This is a genomic window from Roseobacter sp. MH60115, from assembly GCF_015644665.1.
In the GTDB taxonomy this organism is placed as follows: Bacteria; Pseudomonadota; Alphaproteobacteria; order Rhodobacterales; family Rhodobacteraceae; genus Roseobacter.
The window spans coordinates 259,635-278,822 of record NZ_JADOBQ010000002.1 but is presented as its reverse complement, the minus strand read 5'-3'; the positions used below and the strand labels follow the sequence as shown (position 1 = coordinate 278,822).

General features: G+C 62.2%; 19 protein-coding genes. 10 read left to right on the top strand and 9 right to left on the bottom strand.

Translation table 11 applies throughout. The features are described 5' to 3' along the window. The first annotated feature begins 66 nt into the window (after positions 1–66). From mreC to ISX84_RS06880, 5 genes are read left to right on the top strand one after another with little or no spacing between them, the layout of a single operon-like run. A complete protein-coding gene (gene mreC, locus ISX84_RS06900; RefSeq protein ID WP_195819614.1) occupies positions 67–966 on the top strand; it encodes a rod shape-determining protein MreC in 900 nt (299 codons plus the stop codon). Next, complete coding sequence (locus ISX84_RS06895; RefSeq protein WP_299859329.1) at positions 963–1,502, top strand: rod shape-determining protein MreD; 540 nt, start codon at positions 963–965, stop codon at positions 1,500–1,502. The genes mreC and ISX84_RS06895 overlap by 4 nt, the downstream gene beginning before the upstream one ends. 31 nt (positions 1,503–1,533) lie before the next feature. Beyond that, a complete protein-coding gene (gene mrdA, locus ISX84_RS06890) occupies positions 1,534–3,477 on the top strand; it encodes a penicillin-binding protein 2 (protein ID WP_195819613.1) in 1,944 nt (647 codons plus the stop codon). Continuing rightward, positions 3,474–4,613, top strand: coding sequence for a rod shape-determining protein RodA (gene rodA, locus ISX84_RS06885; protein WP_195819612.1), 1,140 nt, complete (start codon positions 3,474–3,476; stop codon positions 4,611–4,613). The genes mrdA and rodA overlap by 4 nt, the downstream gene beginning before the upstream one ends. A gap of 10 nt (positions 4,614–4,623) precedes the next feature. Then, on the top strand, positions 4,624–5,556 hold the full coding sequence (locus ISX84_RS06880) for a 2-hydroxyacid dehydrogenase (RefSeq protein WP_195819611.1): 933 nt from the start codon (positions 4,624–4,626) through the stop codon (positions 5,554–5,556). A 1-nt stretch (position 5,557) separates the two neighbouring features. Here the strand turns inward: ISX84_RS06880 and ISX84_RS06875 are convergent, their stop codons facing one another. The 6 genes from ISX84_RS06875 to ISX84_RS06850 form a co-directional block, all read right to left on the bottom strand. Further along, positions 5,558–7,573: a M3 family metallopeptidase gene (locus ISX84_RS06875; protein ID WP_195819610.1), complete on the bottom strand. Its 2,016-nt coding sequence runs from the start codon at positions 7,571–7,573 to the stop codon at positions 5,558–5,560. A gap of 84 nt (positions 7,574–7,657) precedes the next feature. After that, positions 7,658–8,713 (bottom strand): HesA/MoeB/ThiF family protein, encoded by a 1,056-nt coding sequence (locus ISX84_RS06870; protein WP_195819609.1) that lies wholly within the window; start codon positions 8,711–8,713, stop codon positions 7,658–7,660. After that, the gene (gene dut, locus ISX84_RS06865; protein ID WP_195820260.1) at positions 8,713–9,165 is read right to left on the bottom strand and encodes a dUTP diphosphatase; all 453 of its coding nucleotides are present in this window, start codon (positions 9,163–9,165) and stop codon (positions 8,713–8,715) included. Before dut ends, ISX84_RS06870 begins: the two co-directional genes overlap by 1 nt. A 22-nt stretch (positions 9,166–9,187) precedes the next feature. Then, a complete protein-coding gene (coaBC, locus tag ISX84_RS06860; RefSeq protein ID WP_229884167.1) occupies positions 9,188–10,381 on the bottom strand; it encodes a bifunctional phosphopantothenoylcysteine decarboxylase/phosphopantothenate--cysteine ligase CoaBC in 1,194 nt (397 codons plus the stop codon). A 71-nt stretch (positions 10,382–10,452) separates the two neighbouring features. Further along, positions 10,453–11,220, bottom strand: coding sequence for a ChaN family lipoprotein (locus ISX84_RS06855; RefSeq protein WP_229884166.1), 768 nt, complete (start codon positions 11,218–11,220; stop codon positions 10,453–10,455). 44 nt (positions 11,221–11,264) lie between these two features. Further along, positions 11,265–12,143 (bottom strand): RNA polymerase factor sigma-32, encoded by an 879-nt coding sequence (locus ISX84_RS06850; protein ID WP_195819608.1) that lies wholly within the window; start codon positions 12,141–12,143, stop codon positions 11,265–11,267. A gap of 97 nt (positions 12,144–12,240) precedes the next feature. Here ISX84_RS06850 and cobU point away from each other — a divergent pair, with 97 nt between their 5' ends. The 4 genes from cobU (at position 12,241) to ISX84_RS06830 (ending at position 15,673) form a co-directional block, all read left to right on the top strand. Next, the gene (cobU, locus tag ISX84_RS06845; protein WP_195820257.1) at positions 12,241–12,762 is read left to right on the top strand and encodes a bifunctional adenosylcobinamide kinase/adenosylcobinamide-phosphate guanylyltransferase; all 522 of its coding nucleotides are present in this window, start codon (positions 12,241–12,243) and stop codon (positions 12,760–12,762) included. Further along, complete coding sequence (locus ISX84_RS06840; protein ID WP_195819607.1) at positions 12,759–13,340, top strand: histidine phosphatase family protein; 582 nt, start codon at positions 12,759–12,761, stop codon at positions 13,338–13,340. The genes cobU and ISX84_RS06840 overlap by 4 nt, the downstream gene beginning before the upstream one ends. A 60-nt stretch (positions 13,341–13,400) precedes the next feature. Continuing rightward, positions 13,401–14,081, top strand: a complete 681-nt coding sequence (locus ISX84_RS06835) for a glutathione S-transferase (protein WP_195819606.1) — start codon at positions 13,401–13,403, stop codon at positions 14,079–14,081. Positions 14,082–14,158: 77 nt separating this feature from the next. After that, positions 14,159–15,673, top strand: a complete 1,515-nt coding sequence (locus ISX84_RS06830; RefSeq protein ID WP_195819605.1) for a YifB family Mg chelatase-like AAA ATPase — start codon at positions 14,159–14,161, stop codon at positions 15,671–15,673. On the opposite strand, the gene gshB is transcribed toward ISX84_RS06830, so the two are convergent. The 3 genes from gshB to rsmI all read right to left on the bottom strand — a co-directional run bounded on the left by gshB (position 15,670) and on the right by rsmI (position 17,919). Continuing rightward, positions 15,670–16,605: a glutathione synthase gene (gshB, locus tag ISX84_RS06825; protein WP_195819604.1), complete on the bottom strand. Its 936-nt coding sequence runs from the start codon at positions 16,603–16,605 to the stop codon at positions 15,670–15,672. The two genes, ISX84_RS06830 and gshB, sit on opposite strands and share 4 nt — an antisense overlap. Positions 16,606–16,677: 72 nt before the next feature. Beyond that, positions 16,678–17,058, bottom strand: coding sequence for a YraN family protein (locus ISX84_RS06820; RefSeq protein ID WP_195819603.1), 381 nt, complete (start codon positions 17,056–17,058; stop codon positions 16,678–16,680). 3 nt (positions 17,059–17,061) lie between these two features. Next, positions 17,062–17,919, bottom strand: coding sequence for a 16S rRNA (cytidine(1402)-2'-O)-methyltransferase (gene rsmI / locus ISX84_RS06815; RefSeq protein ID WP_195819602.1), 858 nt, complete (start codon positions 17,917–17,919; stop codon positions 17,062–17,064). A gap of 84 nt (positions 17,920–18,003) precedes the next feature. Here rsmI and ISX84_RS06810 point away from each other — a divergent pair, with 84 nt between their 5' ends. Beyond that, the gene (locus ISX84_RS06810) at positions 18,004–19,185 is read left to right on the top strand and encodes a penicillin-binding protein activator (RefSeq protein WP_195819601.1); all 1,182 of its coding nucleotides are present in this window, start codon (positions 18,004–18,006) and stop codon (positions 19,183–19,185) included. Positions 19,186–19,188 lie beyond the last annotated feature (3 nt).

The following is a 19,188-nucleotide window of genomic DNA, read 5'->3' as shown; positions in this document are numbered from 1 at the left end:
GCAACATAAACCCCGATCAGCGGCAGGTTTGCCCTGCCAGCTTGAGGGGCAGGAGACGGCCAGAAAATGGCGAAAGAGCGATCCAGCAGCGAATATACCGGCCCGGTCCGCCGGCTGCTGCTCAGTGTGATTGTCCTGTGCCTGCTTGCGATCTTTCTGGTCTGGCGCATCGACAGCCCGCGGGTGGAGCGGTTTCGCGCACAGGTGACGGATAAGTTTGTACCCAGCCTGGATTGGGCCATGGCCCCGGTCACCGGCGCGATCAACCTGCTGAAAGACTTCCAGAGCTATCAGCGCCTGGCCGAACAAAACCGCGAATTACGCTCGGAGTTGCGCCGCATGCAGGCGTGGAAAGAGGCCGCCCTGCAGCTGGAGCAGGAAAACGCCCGGTTGCTGGACCTCAACAACGTACGCCTCGACCCGCGTCTGACCTATATCACCGGCGTTGTTCTCGCCGACAGCGGCTCCCCGTTCCGGCAATCCGTGCTGCTGAATGTTGGCGCGCGGGACGGCGTTGTGGATGGCTGGGCCACGATGGACGGGATCGGCGTCGTTGGGCGCATTTCCGGGGTCGGTGAAAATACCGCCCGCGTGATCCTGCTGACCGATGCGTCCAGCCGTATCCCCGCAGTGATCCAGCCTTCGGGTCAAAGGGTCATCGTCTCTGGTGACAACTCCGCAGCCCCGCCGATCGAGTTTCTTGAGGATAGCGATCTGGTCCGCCCCGGCCACCGGGTGATCAGTTCCGGCGATGGCGGCGTCTTTCCGGCCGGCCTGCTGATCGGTCAGGTGGCGCTGGACCCGACCGGCAAGCTGCGGGTCCGTCTGGCCGCCGACTATCAGCGCCTCGAGTTTCTGCGCGTCCTGCGCCATCACGGTACGGATCCGGTTTCCGACGCCGCCCAGATCATCGGACCTCAGTTGCCCGCCCAGCCCGTCGTTGCGCAAGAGGAGGTCAGCCAGTGAGCGAGCTTCCACAGGCCCGGCTCTGGAGCATGCGGATCGCTTTTGCGTTTCTGGTCTGTGTGATCCTGTTTTTCCACCTGCTGCCTCTGGAAACCACGCCCCGCCGGTGGGTTGGACCGGATCTGTTGCTTGGGTTTGCCTGCGCATGGTCTCTCCGACGACCGGAATTCGTGCCCACCCTTGCGCTGGCCGGACTGTTCCTGCTGGCGGATTTGTTGCTGCAGCGCCCCCCCGGGCTCTGGGCGCTTCTGGCGCTGTTGGGATGCGAAAGCCTGAAACAGCGTGCGCGCAGTCTGCGGGACACCGGATTTCCCGGCGAGTGGCTCGCTGTGTGTGCTGTCGTCATCATGATCACTGTCGCCTATCGCGCAGGATTGATGATCACCCTAGTCGATTTGCCTCCCTTTGGCTTGACGGTCTTCGAGGCCATCATGACAATACTGTTCTATCCGCTTGTTGTTGCCATCACCCACGGTTTCATGGGGGTGCGCAAGGCAACGCCGGGCGATGTAGATGGATCCGGAGGCCGTATATGACCTGCCCTGACGTCCCAGCGGGAGAGCGAGCATGAAAAAGACCCGTGCCGAAACAGATTTCAGCCACCGCCGGATCTCGCGGCGCGCCGCTCTCTTGGGCGGTGCGCAGCTGTTGTTCATCGGCGGCCTGGCCGCGCGCATGCGGTTCTTGCAGGTGGATCAGGCGGATCAGTTCCGGCTGCTGGCGGAAGAGAACCGCATCAACGTACGCCTCATCCCCCCGTCGCGTGGCGAGGTCTTTGACCGCAACGGCACGCGGCTCGCCCAGAACGCGCCGTCGTACCGGATCGTGATCGTGCGCGAAGATGCGGGCGATACGGACGAGGTTCTGCACCGTCTGTCCCAGATCATTCCACTGGCGCCCGAGGATATCGAGCGCACGAAGGACGAATTGAAACGCTCGCCGTCCTTTCTCCCCGTCACCATCGCCGAGGATGTGCGGTGGGAAGACATCAGCCGCGTCTCGGTCAACGCACCGGCGCTGCCCGGTGTCACCCCGGAGGTGGGCCTGAGCCGCGTCTATCCACAAGGATCTGATTTCGCGCATGTCTTGGGGTACGTCGGCCCGGTCTCGGACTACGACCTGGAAAAAATCGCCGACCCCGAGCCGGTGCTGCGCATCCCGCGGTTTCAGATCGGCAAGGTCGGCGTCGAGACCAAGCTGGAACCTGTGCTGCGCGGCAAGGCCGGTGCCAAACGTGTCGAGGTCAACGCCGCCGGACGGGTCATGCGCGAGTTGGACCGGCGCGAAGGAACGCCCGGATCCGATATCCAACTGACAATCGACGCCAAATTGCAAGGCTACGTGCAGGCGCGGCTCGATCAGGAAAGCGCCAGCGCCGTGGTCATCGACTGTGAACACGGGGATGTTCTGGCCTGTGCGTCCGCCCCCACATTCGATCCCAACCTCTTTGTGCGCGGTATTTCGGTCAAGGATTACAGCTCACTGACGGGAAACAAGTATCGCCCGCTCGCCAGCAAGACGGTGCAAGGCCTCTACCCGCCCGGATCGACGTTTAAAATGGTTACCGCCATGGCCGCGCTGGAAGCAGGGCTGATCGGCCCGGATGAGACGGTCTATTGCCCCGGCCATCTGACCGTCTCCGGGCGTCGTTTTCACTGCTGGAAGCGCGCAGGCCACGGGTGGGTCGATCTGCAGACCTCGCTCAAACGGTCCTGCGACGTCTACTACTATGATCTGGCGATCAAGGTCGGCATCGAGAAGATTTCCGATATGGCGCGGCGCTTTGGCCTCGGCATCAAGCATGACGTCCCGATGTCCGCCGTGGCCCAGGGGCTTGCGCCCAACATGGAATGGAAACAGCAAACCTACGGGCAGAGCTGGCGCGTGGGCGATACGGTCAACGTTTCCATCGGTCAGGGCTTCATGCTCGCCTCGCCGATGCAGCTGGCCGTCATGTCCGCCCGCATCGCAACCGGGCGCGCGGTCGAGCCGCGTCTGATCAAATCCGTTGACGGGGTCGAACAACCCTCGCGCGGCGGCGAAAGCCTTGGGATGAATGAAAATAACCTGCGCAAAATGCGGCGGGCGATGAATGCGGTGGTCAATGATCGGCGCGGGACGGCCTATGGATCGCGCATCATCGAGGATGCGATGCGCATGGCGGGCAAGACCGGCACAAGCCAGGTCCGTAACATCACCGCAGCGGAAAGACGCGCCGGCGTCATCCGCAACGAGGACCTGCCTTGGGAGCGACGGGATCACGCGCTTTTTGTGAATTTTGCGCCGATTGAAGCGCCGAAATATGCCGTGGCTGTCGTGGTCGAACATGGCGGTGGTGGATCCAAGGCCGCAGCCCCCATTGCGCGCGATATCACCCTGCAGGCGCTCTATGGCGGGCAGCCCCCGCTTGAGGCCTATCCCGCCAAAGACCGCGAGCGCATCGAAGAGCAGCAGGAAAAGCTGCGCGGCATGGAACCACAGGCCTCGTTTGTTGGGCGGGATCAGGCATGAGCTACCTCGAATATGCCGTCAAAAGCGCGCCCGTCGGGTTCCGCAAGATTTTCTACCTGAACTGGCCGGTGGCGCTCTTGCTGGCATCCGTCTCCGGCGCGGGCTTCCTAATGCTCTATTCAGTCGCGGGCGGGTCGTTCAGCCCTTGGGCCGAACCGCAGATGAAGCGCTTTGCCATGGGGTTTGCACTGATGATCGGGGTGGCCATGGTGCCCATCTGGTTCTGGCGATCGCTGGCAGGTGTGGGTTATCTGCTCACGGTCGCCCTGCTGGTCGCGGTGGAGCTCTTCGGTACCGTCGGCATGGGCGCGCAGCGCTGGATTGATCTCGGCTTCATGCGGCTGCAACCCTCGGAACTGATGAAAATCACGTTGGTGATGTTTCTTGCAGCCTACTACGACTGGTTGCCCGCAAAACGCACGTCCCACCCGTTCTGGGTGCTGATCCCGGTGATTGCGATCATCATCCCCACATTGCTGGTTCTGCGGCAACCTGATCTCGGCACGTCAATCCTCCTGCTGGCGGCGGGCGGCGGGTTGATGTTCCTGGCGGGCGTGCACTGGGCGTATTTTGCCGCGGTTCTGGCCAGCGTCATCGGTCTGGTGACAACCGTTTTCCAATCCCGCGGCACCGAATGGCAGCTGATCAAGGATTATCAGTTCCGGCGCATCGACACCTTCCTCGATCCCAGTACGGACCCGCTGGGCGCGGGCTATCACATCACCCAGTCAAAGATTGCGCTTGGCTCTGGCGGCTGGACCGGGCGGGGTTTCATGCAGGGCACACAAAGCCGCTTGAATTTTCTGCCGGAAAAACACACCGATTTCATCTTCACGACCCTGGCGGAGGAGTTCGGGTTTCTGGGCGGCATATCGCTTTTGGGGCTCTATGCGCTGATCATCGTTTTCTGCATCTGGTCCGCCCTGACCAACAAGGATCGCTTTTCCTCGCTGCTCATCCTCGGGATCGCGCTTAACTTCTTCCTGTTTTTCGCGGTGAACATGTCGATGGTCATGGGGCTGGCACCGGTCGTCGGCGTGCCCCTGCCGATGGTCAGCTACGGCGGGTCGGCCATGCTGGTGCTGATGCTCGCCTTTGGCCTGATGCAAAGCGCCCATGTGCACCGGTTGAGATAGCCGACCCGATATGACCGTGACTGTCCTTTTTGCCGCCCATGCAGATCGCTGGGCCACCTACGAGACGCCTCTCAACACCGCTTTTGAAGCGAAGGGGATAGCCGCTCACCTCTCCCGCGATTTTGCCCCGGCGGACGTCGATTACATTGTCTACGCGCCGAATTCACCGTTGCAGGATTTTACACCCTACACCCGTGCCAAGGCCGTTCTGAACCTCTGGGCCGGTGTCGAGGGTATGGTCAAGAACCCGACCCTGAAGATCCCGCTCGCGCGTATGGTCGATCCGGGCATGACCAAATCCATGACCGAATGGGTGGCCGGGCATGTGATGCGCTACCATCTCGGAATGGACCGGCACATCGTGAACCCGCAGCAGGCGTGGACGCCGCACACCCCGCCGCTGGCCTCTGAAAGACGGGTCTGCATTCTGGGCATGGGCGCGTTGGGCAGTGCGGTCGCGGCCACGCTGAGCAGCCTGGGCTTTCACGTCAATGGCTGGAGCCGCAGCGCGAGGGATGTGCCCGGTGTCTCCATGCACCACGGCACAGATGGGCTGAGCACTGCGCTGAACACGGCCGAGATTCTCATCCTGCTGCTACCCGACACACCGGCAACGCAAAACACGCTGGATGCGCAGGCCCTTGCGCAATTGCCCAAGGGTGCCTTTGTCATAAACCCCGGGCGGGGCCCATTGATTGACGATGACGCGCTATTGGAGGCTCTGGATCAAGGGCGCGTAGCAGGCGCAACACTAGACGTGTTCCGTGTCGAACCACTGCCACAAGAGCATCCGTTCTGGGCCCATCCAAAGATCACCGTGACCCCACATGTGGCCGCAGAGACGCGGCCCGTGACCGCCGCTGAGGTGATCGCCGAGAACATTCGCCGGGGTGAAGCGGGCGAACCCTTTCTGCATCTGGTTGATCGCAGCAGCGGCTACTGAATTACACCGGCGCCAGACCACGTCCTTTCAACAAGGCCTCCACGCCGGGCAGCCGCCCGCGGAATGCCGTGTAGAGTTCAGCCGCATCCTGGCTACCGCCTTTTGAAAGAATATGCTCTTCCAGCGCCGCAGCCCGGTCGGGATCAAATGCGCCCCCCGCTTCCTCAAAAGCCTGAAAGGCGTCGGCATCCATCACTTCCGACCACATGTAGCTGTAGTATCCGCTCGAATAGCCATCTCCGGCAAAGACATGGGCGAAATGCGGCGTGGCATGACGCATGGTGATTGCCGCCGGCATGCCCAACGCCTCAAGCACGTCGCGTTGGCGCGCCATCGGGTCAGACGGCGCGGCCCCCTCGTGGAAATCAAGATCGACAAGGGCGGAGGCGACGTATTCGACGGTCTGGAAGCCCATGTCATAGGTGGCGGCCGCCAGCACCTTGTCCAGCAGCTCTTGCGGCATGGGCGCGCCGGTATCAGCATGTGTAGCGAATTCACCCAGAACCTGCGGCACATCCAGCCAGTGTTCATAGAGCTGGCTGGGCAGTTCGACAAAGTCCCGCGCCACCGACGTTCCCGAGATGCTCTCATAGGTCACATCGGACAGCATCTGGTGCAAAGCATGGCCAAACTCGTGAAACAGAGTGCGCGCATCGTCGTAAGACAAGAGTGCCGGATCGCCTTTGGCAAAGTTGCAGACGTTGATCACGACCGGCGCCTGCACCTTGGGAAACTTTGCCTGCCCGCGCATTGCGGAACACCACGCGCCGGACCGCTTTGAGCCGCGCGCGAAATAGTCACCGATGAACACCGCCACATGCTGGCCGTTGCGGGTCACTTCCCAGGCACGGCAATCGGGATGATAGAGCGGGATATCGAGCGGTTTGAAGGCGAGCCCAAAGAGCCGTGTGGCACAGGCAAAAGAGGCCTCGATCATGCGCTCCAGTTGGAAGTAAGGCTTGAGCGCCGCCTCATCCAGATCGTGCTCGGCCACCCGCCGTTTTTCGGAATAATAGCGCCAGTCCCAGGGCGCCAGCGGACCATTCACACCGTCTTCCTGCATCATGCGGGTCAGCACTTCAGCATCTGCTTCCGCCTGCGCACGGGCCGGTGTCCATACTGCCATCAACAGATCGCGCACCGCCTCCGGCGTCTTGGCCATTTCCGTTTCCAGCTTGTAGGTCGCAAAGCTTTCGTACCCGAGCAGACGGGCACGTTCCTCGCGTAGGCCAAGGATTTCGGCGGCAATGGCCCGGTTGTCCGTCTCGCCACCATTGGCACCGCGTGCCGTCCAGGCGTTGAAGGCGATCTCACGCAGATCGCGCCGTGGTGAGAATTGCAGAAACGGCACAATGAGCGAGCGCGACAGAGTGACAACCGGCCCGCCCGCCTCCTTTTCCTCACCTGCTGCCCGCGCGGCGCGGATGACAAAATCCGGCAGGCCTTCGAGATCAGCATCGGCCAGTGGCATGAACCAGTCCCGCTCATCCGCAAGCAGGTTTTGTGTAAATTCCGTGCCCAGCACGGCAAGGCGGCTTTTGATCTCTTTCATGCGGTTTTCTTCATCGCCTTCCAGCGCCGCACCTGCCCGTACGAAGTTGCGGTGCGTCAGCATCAGGACCCGTTCCTGCTCTGCTGTCAGGTCCGCCTCTGCCCGCGCCTCCCAGACCGCTGCCACACGCGCGAAAAGCGCCTTGTTGCCCGAAATCTCCGCGAAATGCGCGGCGAGCTTGGGCGAGAAGTCGCGCTGCAACGCCTCGCGTTCCGGATTGCTGTCCGCGCCCGCCACCGCAAAAAATGCGCCCAAGACCTGATGCAGCGCATGCCCTGCCGCCTCCAGTGCCTCGATCGTATTGGCGAAATCCGGCGCGTCGTCGGAGCCGGCAATCGCGTCGATTTCGGCACGATGTTCCGCCAGGGCCGTTGTCAGAGCCGGCGCAAAATCATCATCTGAAATCCGGTCGAACGGCGCAATCTGAAACGGTGTGGTCCAATCCTGCAGCAGGGGGTTTGTCATTGCGGCTCTCCTTTGTCCGTCAAGCTAGGTTTGCGGGCAGGGATGCACAAGCCGCGCCTTCGCAATCGGCGCGGATTCTCCGGATCATCTGTCCGCAGCGTTCCCGCAGATCGGACAGTCAGCGCGGCGCGCAATCGAAATCGTGCGGCTTTCCCCGTAGAGCGCATCATAGATCACCATCTGCCCCCGCAGAACGGTGCCCGCCCCGGTGATCAGTTTGATGGCCTCAGAAGCCATCATCGCGCCAATCACGCCGGGCAAGGGGCTCAGCACGCCCGCCTCCGCGCAAGAGGGCGCAAGTTCAGGTGCAGGGGCTTGCGGAAAGATGCATTGGTAGCAGGGCGCGTCCTGCGCTGGGTCAAAGACGCTCAACTGCCCTTCCCATTGGCTCAGCGCTCCGGAAATCAGTGGCATTTTCTGCGCCACTGCCACCCGGTTGGCCAGGTACCTGGTGTCGAAGTTGTCGGTGCCGTCCAGCACCAGATCATAGTCGGCAAAGAGATCGGCCGCGATCTCTTCGGTCAGACGGCGGTGGTAGGGGCGCACGATCACATACGGGTTCTGTGCCGTCATCTCCGCCTGCGCGGAAAACACCTTGGGCGTCCCAATGGCCGCATCCTTGTGAATGACCTGCCGCTGAAGATTTGCGTTCTCCACCGCGTCATCGTCGATCACGCCGATGGTGCCGACGCCCGCCGCCGCCAGATACTGCAGAGCCGGGGCACCAAGTCCGCCCGCGCCGATCACCAGCACCTTCGCCTCCTTCAGCCGCTTCTGACCAGGCCCGCCAATTTCACGGAGCACGATATGGCGGGCGTAGCGGTTCAGTTCCGCCTCGCTAAATCCCGGTTTCGGGGCTGCCTCCATATCGGGTGCCTGCGTGACCTCTGCCCGGCGGCGCAGCGCCAGCAGGATACGGCGATACGCGAAAACCAGAACAGCAAACCCACCCAGGATGAGCCAGAGCGCAGCGCTTTCTCCCGTCGCCATGCGCAACGGACTGCCGTCCGGCAAGGTCAGATGAATGATCAGGACACCAACGTAAAGCGCCCCGATCATCGTCAGCCGGGTCGTACGTGGGGCGCCCATCGCACCGCCGATCCCCCAGAGCGCTGCCGCCATTGCAAGAACCAGCAGCATCAGTGCCCCCCTGTCGACCCAAAGCCGCCCGCGCCCCGCGCGGTTTCGCTGAGCGTTTCACTGCGGGCAAAACGCGCCTGCACAACCGGGGCCACCACAAGTTGGGCGATGCGCATGCCGTGCGTGACCACAAAAGGCTGTTCTCCCGCGTTCAGAGCGATGATGCCCACCGGGCCGCGGTAGTCGCTATCGATGGTGCCGGGGCTGTTGACCAGCATCAGCCCGTGTTTCAGCGCAAGCCCGGATCGCGGGCGCACCTGCACCTCGAAACCGGGCGGGATTTCCATGTAGAGCCCCGTTGGGATCAGAACGCGGCCACCGGGCGTGATTTCGATGTCCCCCTCTGGCAGGTTCGCCCGAATGTCCGCGCCCGCAGCACCTGTCGTTTCATAGGACGGCAGGGGCACGGTGGTGTCCGCGCCGTCGCCATAGGTCACTTTCACCTCAACCATATCGACAGCTTCCGTCATGAACTCAGCCCAGAGCCGCCGCAATGCGCTCTGCCAGGCGGCGCGCCACGTCGGATTTACTCAAGGTGGGCCAGCTCTCCGTGCCACTGTCATCGATGATCACAACAGTATTCTCCGCCCCCCCCATCACGCCGCTCGCCTCGGAGACGTCATTGGCCACGATCCAGTCACAGCCCTTGCGCGCTCGTTTGGCTGTCGCATTCTCCACCACGTCATCTGTTTCGGCGGCAAAGCCGATGACCAATCCGGGACGCCCTTTCTTCATCTGGGCCACCTGCCGCAGAATGTCCGGGTTCTCTGCAAACTCAAGGCGCGGCAAGCCGTCCTTGCTTTTCTTCAGCTTGCGGCTGCTCGCCCCTTCCACCCGCCAATCCGCAACGGCGGCCGCAAAAACGGCCGCATCCGCAGGCAGGGCGGCTTCCACGGCTGCCTGCATTTCCCGTGCCGTCTGCACGCGGATGACCTCGACGCCGCCCGGTGGCGGCACATCCGCCGGTCCGGTCACAAAAACCACCTCAGCGCCCTGCGCCGCAAGCGCGCGGGCAATTGCCGTCCCCTGTGCACCGGAGGAGCGGTTGGCGATGTAGCGCACCGGGTCAATCGGCTCATGCGTCGGGCCGGATGTCACGATCAGCCTTTTGCCCGACAGCGGGCCATCCGCGACACGCGCCTCTATGGCTGCCACGATCTCCAGCGGCTCCGCCATACGGCCGGGGCCAAACTCACCGCAGGCCATGTCGCCGTCATTGGGCCCGACAACGGACACATCATCCTGCGACAGGGTCGTCAGGTTACGCTGGGTTGCGGGATGCTGCCACATGCGCACGTTCATCGCAGGCGCCACAAGCACCGGCGTATCGGTGGCCAAAAGCACCGTGCTGGCCAGATCATTTGCCAGACCACCAGCCATCTTCGCTATGAGGTCAGCGGTTGCCGGGGCAACAACCACCAGATCAGCAACCCGGCTGAGCTGGATATGCCCCATCTCTGCCTCATCCGTCAGATCGAAGAGATCGCGGTAAACCTTCTGCCCCGCCAGTGCGGAAACAGAGAGCGGCGTGACAAATTCTTCCCCCGCCCTGGTCAGCACGGGGGTGACCGAGGCCCCCCGCTCACGCAGCCTGCGGATCAGGTCCAGCGATTTGAAGGCCGCTATGCCGCCGCCAATGATCAGCAGAATGTGTTTTCCGGTCAGCATGATGCGCCCTTTCCGGGTGGAATTCGTTCCGACCATATGCCGCGTATGACGCGACCGCCAGCCCCCGCGGATCAGTTAAAGGCATCGCAGGGGTTGCCCCGATCCACGCCTGGGCCATCCGCCGTTGCGTCGAATTGACCTGGCGGGACCGAACCCTCCTCACCCTGGGCCAGAGAAAATACCGCAAGATCGGGCGCGGCATGACGCAGGTAGACCGGCGCCCCCCAATCCGCGCGTGCATGCCCGTTGCCGGTGATGACAACGACAGGTCCGCCCGCATGCTCAAAGGCCTCGAGTGCGGCCCGCGCCAGCGCCGCATCGCGCAGCCGCTGCACAGACACCATCATTGGCAACAGGTTCTCGGGCAACGCATCGCAATGCGCCTCTGCCTGCAGGGTTTCCCGACGCGCCTGCTGATCCGCCTCAAGGGGTCGATCAAGTCCAAACCGTGCCGCGTCCGCTGCACCGAACACCTGCGTCACCTCCTGCTGCATCAGGCCACGCACCTGATCGCGTGGGACCGCCGCACCGTAGATCACCGCCTCAGGCGCGGCATCAAAGATCGGAAAATACATCGTGAAGTCGGGCCAGCCGCTCTCCTCCCATTGCAGCGCACGGTTCAGGGTTTCTTCAGCGATACGATTGTCATCGGTCACCAACGCCGCCTGCGCGGGTGTGAGCATTTCAAAAACCACCGCTTTGGGGGCAAGCGCTTCGACCCACCCGGCCTGCAGCGCATGATGGGCCGGGTTGTCATGCTGTTCCCCGATGAACACGACATCGGCGACCTCTGCTGCCGGTGGCAGCGCCACCTCTGCATACGCGAAAGGAGCGGCCAAACCGACCGCCCCCGAGAGTATGATTTTCGAGAATTTTTGCCAGATCACATCAAGAAGTGATGCACTTCGCGTGACTGGTTTTCAAGTGACTTGCGCATTTTCCCGAAGGCCGCGGCCTCCAACTGGCGGACGCGCTCTTTGCTGAGGCTCAACTCCTGTCCGAGACTTTCGAGCGTACGGGGCTGGTCACGCAGCTTGCGTTCCCGCACGATGAACCGCTCCCGGTCATTGAGATCTCCCATGGCTTGCAAAAGCCATTCGCGCAGCTGTTCGGTGTCATGCTGATGCTCCACCGTCTCGGCAGCCTGCGTGCTGTCATCTTCCAGCGCGTCAATCCATTCACGCCCCTCGTCCTCGGTCGACTGGGTGGCGTTCAGCGAATAATCCGAGCCCGAAAGACGCCCCTCCATCATCTCGACGTCGTGCAATGGCACGCCAATCTCAGTCGAGATCATCTGGCGCAGCTGGTGCCGATCCAGAACCTCGCCCGCCGCAGCGCTCTCACGCTCCAGCCTCGCTTGAACGCGACGCATGTTGAAGAACAACGACTTTTGCGAAGAGGTTGATCCCGTCCGCACCATCGACCAGTTGCGCATCACATAGTCCTGGATAGACGCCTTGATCCACCACACCGCATAGGTCGAAAAGCGCACGCCTCTGTCAGGGTCAAACTTATCAGCCGCTTTCATCAGCCCCAGACCTGCTTCCTGAATCAGGTCGTTCATGGGCGCGCCATAGCGTTTGAACTTGGACGCCATGGAAATGGCGAGCCGCATGTAGGCTGTGATCAACCGGTGTAGGGATTTCTCACATCGCTCATCGCGCCATGCATAGGCGAGACGCAACTCCGTCTCCGCGTCCAAAAGTTCCGCCTTCATCGCTGTTCGAGACAGTGACATATCTCTTGCAGTATCCAAAGCCATAGCGACATCTCCCAGTCAGATGAAGCACACCTTGCCGTGCACAATTGATATAGATACGCACCATACACCCGATTGGTTCACCGCAAAGGTTGATAAAATGTTGCCAAAATTGACCTTCGTACTAGGTGGCGCCGCGTCCGGGAAGTCGCTTTGGGCCGAAAACCTTTTGGTAAGCAGTCGTTTAGAGCCAGTTTATCTGGCAACCTCGCGTGTCTTTGATGACGAAATAAAAATGCGCGTGGAGGTGCATAAATCGCGCAGAAGTGACCGGTGGGTGAATTTTGAGGCACAATTAGAGCTCGGACCCGTTCTGAAGAAGCTGGAATCGGGTCAGGGCGTGCTTATCGACTGTGTCACGATGTGGTTGAGCAACCATATGCTGGATGAAAATGACATCGATGCTGCACAGAGGCGGTTGCTGTCGGATCTCAAATCCTGCAACGCGCCCTGCGTGGTTGTCTCCAACGAGGTGGGCCACGGAATTGTCCCAGACAACGCGCTCGCCCGGCGGTTTCGCGAGGCTCAGGGCAGGTTGAATATCGCGCTCGCTGCGCAAGCCGATCTGGCGGTCTTTGTCACCGCCGGTCTCCCCACGGTGTTGAAGGGGCAGCTGCCATGACGGTCTGGCACTGGGTGCGGCACGGCCCGACACATGAAAAGGCCTTTGTGGGGTGGCGGGATGTGCCCGCCGACCTGTCGGACAGGGCGCGCATCATTCGGTTGCAAAACCACCTGCCACAGGAGGCGCTGTTGGTTTCGTCTGATCTGATCCGCGCTTCTGCAACGGCGGACGCGGTTCAGGGGCCGTCACACCATCGGCTGCCCAGCGATCGCGAGTTGCGGGAGTTCAACTTCGGCCTGTGGGACGGGATGCATTTCAGCCAGGTGGCCAAAGAGCACCCGGCGCTCAGCCGCGCCTATTGGGAAACGCCCGGTGACGTGAAGCCGCCGCAAGGTGAAAGCTGGAACATGGCAGCGGCGCGTGTCAACGCCCGTGTGGATGCGCTCAACGCCGCCCACCCCGATGCGGAGATCATCGCAGTGGCTCATATCGGCGTGATCCTCACGCAGGTGCAACGCGGTCTGGGGGTCACGCCCTACAAGGCGCTGTCCCACGAGATCGACAACCTTTCCTGCACGCGCATCGTCTGGTCAGGTGGGACCCCGTCGGTGAGCCAGATCAATCACTGTCCGTGATCCGGCACGTCACAAGAGTTCGTTTGATCCCGGCCCTGCCGAAAAGATAACGTCATCCCCATGACCTATGACTTGTATATCGGCGATCGCACCTTCTCCAGCTGGTCCCTCAGGGGTTGGCTGATGATGGAAAAATTTGGCCTGTCTTACCGGACCCATCTGGTAGGGCTTTACAGCGGCACGATGGCGGCAGACCTCGCGCCGCTGGCACCGGCGCGGCTGGTGCCGGTGCTCAAGACGCCGGATGGCGATATCATCGGTGAGACACTCGCGATGGCCGAAACGCTGGCGGAGCGGCACCCGGAGGCCGGTTTCTGGCCAGCTGAAGCGCATCTGCGGGCCCGCGCGCGCTGGATCAGCGCAGAGATGGCATCGGGCTTTGCGGCCCTGCGTGACGCCTGTCCAATGCAGCTGCAGCATGTCAACAAAGGCTTTGAAGCCTCGGACGCCGTGATGGCCAATCTGGACCGCCTTGAAGATATCTGGTCCTCTGCCCGTGCGCTGTCAGGGGCAAAAGACGGATGGCTGATGGGCGACTATTGCCTCGCGGATGTATTCTACGCCCCCGTTGCCGCGCGGATCATCGGCTATGACCTGCCGGTCTCGCAGGCCAGCCGCGCCTATTGCATGAAAGTGATCGACGATCCTGCCTTCAAGACCTGGCGCGCCGACGGTTTGAAGACCAGATACGATCCGTTTCCTTACCCGATGGTTGTCCCTTTGGCGGACTGGCCTGTGTGACCGGGACCACCGCACCTATTAACCTTTCGTAAACACCCCTCACGTACCGATTAACCACGTCGGAATGGAGGGGTGTTTTGGTCTCGGTGGCACATTCGGTTGCGTTTCGCGGGGTGGAAGCCTGCCTTGTCGAAGTGCAATGTTCGCTCGCACCCGGTTTGCCGGGGTTCAGCATCGTCGGCCTGCCCGACAAGGCCGTTTCCGAAGCCAAGGAGCGCGTGCGCGCGGCTCTCTCCTGCATGGCCATCGCCTTTCCGTCGAAGAAAGTCACCATCAACCTCAGCCCGGCAGATTTGCCGAAGGAAGGCAGCCATTTCGATCTTCCGATTGCTGTCTCGCTGCTCGCAGCACTTGAGATTATCCCGCGCGACATCACGCAATCCGTCGTGGCTTTGGGGGAGCTATCGCTGGACGGCAAGATCGTGCCCGTCACAGGGGCATTGCCCGCCGCCATGACGGCCGCCGCCGAAGGGTTCGGCCTGCTTTGTCCCGAAGAGTGCGGAAAAGAGGCCGCATGGGTCAGCGACGCAAGGGTGATTGCTGCCAGGTCACTCGGCGATGTGGTGCGCCATTTCACCGGGCAGGTGCCGATTGCGCAAGCTCAACCGGGGGAAGTCGCGGCTTCTGCACTGACCGAAGACCTGTCAGAAGTCAAAGGGCAGGAGCGCGCCAAACGCGCGTTGGAAATTGCCGCCGCCGGGCGCCACCACCTGATCTTCATCGGCACACCGGGGTCTGGCAAATCCATGTTGGCGCAGCGCCTGCCCGGCATCCTGCCCCCGATGACAGCGCTGGAGGCGCTGGAAACCTCGATGATCCACTCGGTCGCCGGTCTGTTGGACGAAGGCGGCATCACCCGCGACCGGCCCTTTCGCGATCCGCATCACACCTCCTCCATGGCGGCGATCATCGGCGGCGGGCGCCTGGCGAAGCCGGGTGAAGTGTCGCTGGCCCACAACGGCGTGCTCTTCATGGATGAGTTTCCCGAATACCAGCGAAACGTCCTGGAAACACTGCGCCAGCCAATTGAGACCGGTGAGGTCATGATTTCGCGCGCCAATGCACATGTCCGGTATCCCTGTCGCTTCATGCTGGTGGCGGCAGCGAACCCCTGCAAGTGTGGCTATCTAGCCGACCCGGAACGCGCCTGCGCCCGTGTCCCGCAGTGCGGAGAAGATTATCTGGGCCGGATCTCCGGGCCGTTGATGGACCGGTTCGACTTGCGCGTCGATGTGCCCCCCGTCGCCTATACGGACCTGGACCTGCCCGCCAATGGCGAGAAATCCAGCACCGTCGCCGCACGGGTCGCAGCGGCTCAGGCGGTGCAACAGGCCCGGTTTGGCGACAGGTCCGACATGCGCTCAAATGCCGATGCCGCAGGCGAGGCCTTGGAGGAAATCGCGACACCCGACGCGGAGGGCCGCGATCTGCTGCTACGGGCAGCGGAGCGGTTCAGATTGTCGGCCCGCGGATACCACCGCGTCATGCGCGTCGCGCGCACCATTGCCGATTTGGAAGGTGCCGACACCGTGCAGCGCCCCCACGTCGCGGAGGCCATCAGCTTCCGATTGGCAAGCCCCGCCGATGCCTAGGCGCGACGCGCCTCGATGGCTTCCCAGATTTTGCCAGCAATGTTTACACCATCAAACCGTTCCAGTTCCTGAATGCCGGTTGGCGAAGTGACGTTGATCTCCGTCAGGTAGTCCCCAATGACATCGATCCCGACAAAGATCTGACCCTTTTCTTTCAGCAACGGTCCGATTGCCGCACAGATCTCCTGATCGCGCGCCGTCAGTCCGATCTTTTCAGGCCGCCCGCCCACATGCATGTTGGAGCGTGTCTCCCCCGCTGCAGGCACCCGGTTGATGGCACCGACCGGCTCACCATCCACGAGGATCACCCGCTTGTCCCCCTTCGAAACCGCCGGCAGGAATTTCTGCACGATCAGCGGCTCGCGCGAGAACCCGGTGAACAGCTCATAGAGCGATGACAGGTTAAGGTCGTTCGCATCCAGGCGGAAAACACCCGCCCCGCCATTCCCGTAAAGCGGCTTGAGGATGATATCGCCGTGCTTTTCCTTGAAGGCTTTGATCGTCGTCAGATCGCGCGCGATGCTTGTTGGCGGCGTCAGATCGGGGAAGTCGAGCACCAGCAGTTTTTCCGGATAGTTCCGCACCCAGAACGGGTCATTCACCACCAGAACTTCCGGCGTCAAACGATCCAGCAGATGGGTGGAAGTGATGTAGTGCATGTCGAAAGGCGGGTCCTGGCGCAGCCAGATCACATCGAACCCTGCCAGATCCACTTCACGGGCATGTCCAAGTTGCGCGTGCTCTCCCTGCACCCGCTGCACCCGCAGATCATGGCCGCGCGCCGTGATGCGCCCCTCCTGATAGGCAAGATGGTCGGGCGAGTAGAAAAACAACTCATGGCCGCGCGCCTGCGCTTCTTCGGCAAGCCGAAAGGAGCTGTCAGCGTTGATATCCACGTCCCCGATCGGGTCCATCTGAAAGGCGATCTTCATGGCGGCTCCTGCGTTGCTCGCCTTTAAATGACCCAGCAGCAGGAAAGGTTCAATGCCCATGCGGGCAGAAGATCAACTCTCGCCAAAGGCGTTTTCAAGGATTTGCACCTCGCCGATGCCGTTCACAAGTGCAACGTCGAAACGCGCTTCCGTGAGGGAGCCGTTGGGCAGCTTCCCCAGATATTCGGCAGCAGATGCGAAAATACGCGCCCTTTGGCGCTTGCCTAGCCGGAGAGCCGCCGCGGCAAAACTGCGGCTCTGCTTTACTTCGACAAAGACCACCCTGTCGGGGTCCTGCACGATCAGGTCGATTTCACCCCCTTCACCGCGCCACCTCTGGTCGACCACCTGAAACCCCAGCATTTCATAGTGACGCGCCACCGCTGTTTCCGCAGCGCTGCCCGCGTGATGCGCCATCTGCCCCCGGGATACCGGCTGCGCGAGAGAGGTCATGCGTCACCCTTTCGAAAGTGTCAGCGCCATCTGGTAGACCTGACGGCGCGGAACATCATGCGCCTTGGCCACCATATCGACCGCGTCCCGCATGGACATGGACTGCAAGGCCCGGCTCAGGTCTTCTTCTAGGCCATCTTGGCTAACAGTTTCTGAACGGTTCCGGTCGATCAGCACGACAATCTCGCCCTTGACGCTTGTCCCCGCGTAGGCATCGGCCAGCTCGGCGAGGGTTCCGCGCCGCACCTCTTCAAACTTCTTGGTCAACTCGCGGCACACTGCGGCCTGCCGCTCAGCGCCCAGGGCATCACGCGCGTCGGAGAGCATGGCCGCCAGCCGCTTGGCGGATTCGTAAAAGACCAAGGTGCCTGGCACCTCTCTCAGCGCGTCCAATGCCCCCCGCCGCGCCGCCTTGGCATTGGGCAGGAAACCGGAGAAGTGAAAGGCATCTGTCGGCAAGCCGGCCAGAACCAGCGCCGTGAGGATAGCCGATGGACCGGGCGCGCAGGTCTGCATCACCCCCGCCTCTCCTGCGGCCCGGCTCAATTCGAAGCCCGGGTCCGCGATGAGCGGCATCCCCGCCTCGGATGCATAGGCAACAGATTGGCCTTCCGCCACGGCGCTCAGCAAGCGCTGCGTCACGCCATCCTTGCTGTGATCGTGCAGCGCCACCAGCGGCCTGCTCGTCAGCGGGATGCCATGAATATCCATCAGGCGGCGCAGACTGCGGGTATCTTCCGCCGCCAAAACATCCGCCGATGCCAGAACATCCAGCGCCCGCAGGGTGATATCACGCGCCGTTCCGATCGGCACACCCACGAAATACAGGCCCGCGCGCAAAGGCACCTTTTGGTAATTCAACGCTGGACCCGCCTTTCCTGACGTCTATGATTGCCGCAACCGCGCTTCCGAGCGCCTGAATTCTGATTGCTGGAGTATCCGCATATGTTTGCCGTTTTCCCATCCGCCCGCAAGGTCGTGCAGTTCATCGCCCTGCCCTTTGTCGCTTTGGCGCTCGCGGCCTGTGACACCATTCCCACCGCCGGCTTTGGCGGTGGGCCCAGCATCAACACGGGCGATGCGGTGCCGGTTGCGCTGCTGGTGCCCGGTGGCTCCGGGATTACAACCGACGAGTTGCTATCGCAAAGCCTTGAAAACGCAGCCCGTCTTGCAATGCGCGACTTGAATGGCGCGACAATCGACCTGCGGGTGTATTCAACCGCAGGTGACGCGGGCACAGCCGCCGCGCAGGCGCGGCAGGCGGTTGATGACGGGGCAAAAATCATCCTCGGACCGGTCTATGCGGCCTCGGCCAATGCCGTGGGGAACGCGGTCGCCGGTGACAACGTGGCCGTGCTGTCCTTCTCGAACAATGCGGCCATCGCCGGCGGCAACGTCTTTGTGCTGGGGCCAACCTTTCAGAACACCGCCAACCGCATGGTTGGCTATGCCCGGTCTCAGGGCAAGCAGCGGTTCGTCGTCGTGCATGGGCAGGATTCTGCTGGCACCCAGGGCCGGGATGCCATTTCCCGCGCGGTGGCAGCACAGGGTGCTTCTGTCGTTGGAACCATCGGGTACGCTCTCTCACAACAAGATGTGATCGCAGCCATTCCGCAGATTAAATCCGCGGTCGAAGGAAACGCTGCGGACGCCATTTTCATGACCACCGACACGGCGAGCGCGCTGCCGCTGCTCTCCCAGCTCCTGCCCGAGGCCGGGGTAACGTCGGAAACATCGCAATTCATCGGATTGACCCGCTGGGACATTCCACCCCAGACGCTCAGCCTGCCCGGGGTACAGGGTGGCTGGTTTGCAGTCCCTGATCCTGCAGCCTCCGCAACTTTCAGTGCTCAGTACCAGGGCGCCTATGGTGGCGTTCCCCATCCCATTGGCGGATTGGCCTTTGACGGGATCGCCGCAATTGGCGCACTGGTGAGCCAGGGCAAATCCGACGCGCTAACCGGGGCGGCCCTGACGCAGGGTGCGGGTTTCCGGGGCGCCAGCGGTATCTTCCGGCTGCGCGCGGATGGCACTAACGAACGCGGCCTCGCGGTGGCCACGATTACGGATGCCCAGGTCACCATTCTCAGCCCCGCCCCTCAATCCTTCGGCGGCGCAGGTTTCTAAGGC

Bases quoted from the DNA above. Each gene is read 5' to 3' on its own strand.
- mreC (WP_195819614.1), top strand. From the start codon at position 67: ATGGCGAAAGAGCGATCCAGCAGCGAATATACCGGCCCGGTCCGCCGG.
- mrdA (WP_195819613.1), top strand. From the start codon at position 1,534: ATGAAAAAGACCCGTGCCGAAACAGATTTCAGCCACCGCCGGATCTCG.
- rodA (WP_195819612.1), top strand. From the start codon at position 3,474: ATGAGCTACCTCGAATATGCCGTCAAAAGCGCGCCCGTCGGGTTCCGC.
- ISX84_RS06880 (WP_195819611.1), top strand. From the start codon at position 4,624: ATGACCGTGACTGTCCTTTTTGCCGCCCATGCAGATCGCTGGGCCACC.
- ISX84_RS06875 (WP_195819610.1), bottom strand. From the start codon at position 7,573: ATGACAAACCCCCTGCTGCAGGATTGGACCACACCGTTTCAGATTGCG.
- ISX84_RS06870 (WP_195819609.1), bottom strand. From the start codon at position 8,713: ATGCTGCTGGTTCTTGCAATGGCGGCAGCGCTCTGGGGGATCGGCGGT.
- dut (WP_195820260.1), bottom strand. From the start codon at position 9,165: ATGGTTGAGGTGAAAGTGACCTATGGCGACGGCGCGGACACCACCGTG.
- coaBC (WP_229884167.1), bottom strand. From the start codon at position 10,381: ATGCTGACCGGAAAACACATTCTGCTGATCATTGGCGGCGGCATAGCG.
- ISX84_RS06850 (WP_195819608.1), bottom strand. From the start codon at position 12,143: ATGGCTTTGGATACTGCAAGAGATATGTCACTGTCTCGAACAGCGATG.
- cobU (WP_195820257.1), top strand. From the start codon at position 12,241: ATGTTGCCAAAATTGACCTTCGTACTAGGTGGCGCCGCGTCCGGGAAG.
- ISX84_RS06840 (WP_195819607.1), top strand. From the start codon at position 12,759: ATGACGGTCTGGCACTGGGTGCGGCACGGCCCGACACATGAAAAGGCC.
- ISX84_RS06835 (WP_195819606.1), top strand. From the start codon at position 13,401: ATGACCTATGACTTGTATATCGGCGATCGCACCTTCTCCAGCTGGTCC.
- gshB (WP_195819604.1), bottom strand. From the start codon at position 16,605: ATGAAGATCGCCTTTCAGATGGACCCGATCGGGGACGTGGATATCAAC.
- ISX84_RS06820 (WP_195819603.1), bottom strand. From the start codon at position 17,058: ATGACCTCTCTCGCGCAGCCGGTATCCCGGGGGCAGATGGCGCATCAC.
- ISX84_RS06810 (WP_195819601.1), top strand. From the start codon at position 18,004: ATGTTTGCCGTTTTCCCATCCGCCCGCAAGGTCGTGCAGTTCATCGCC.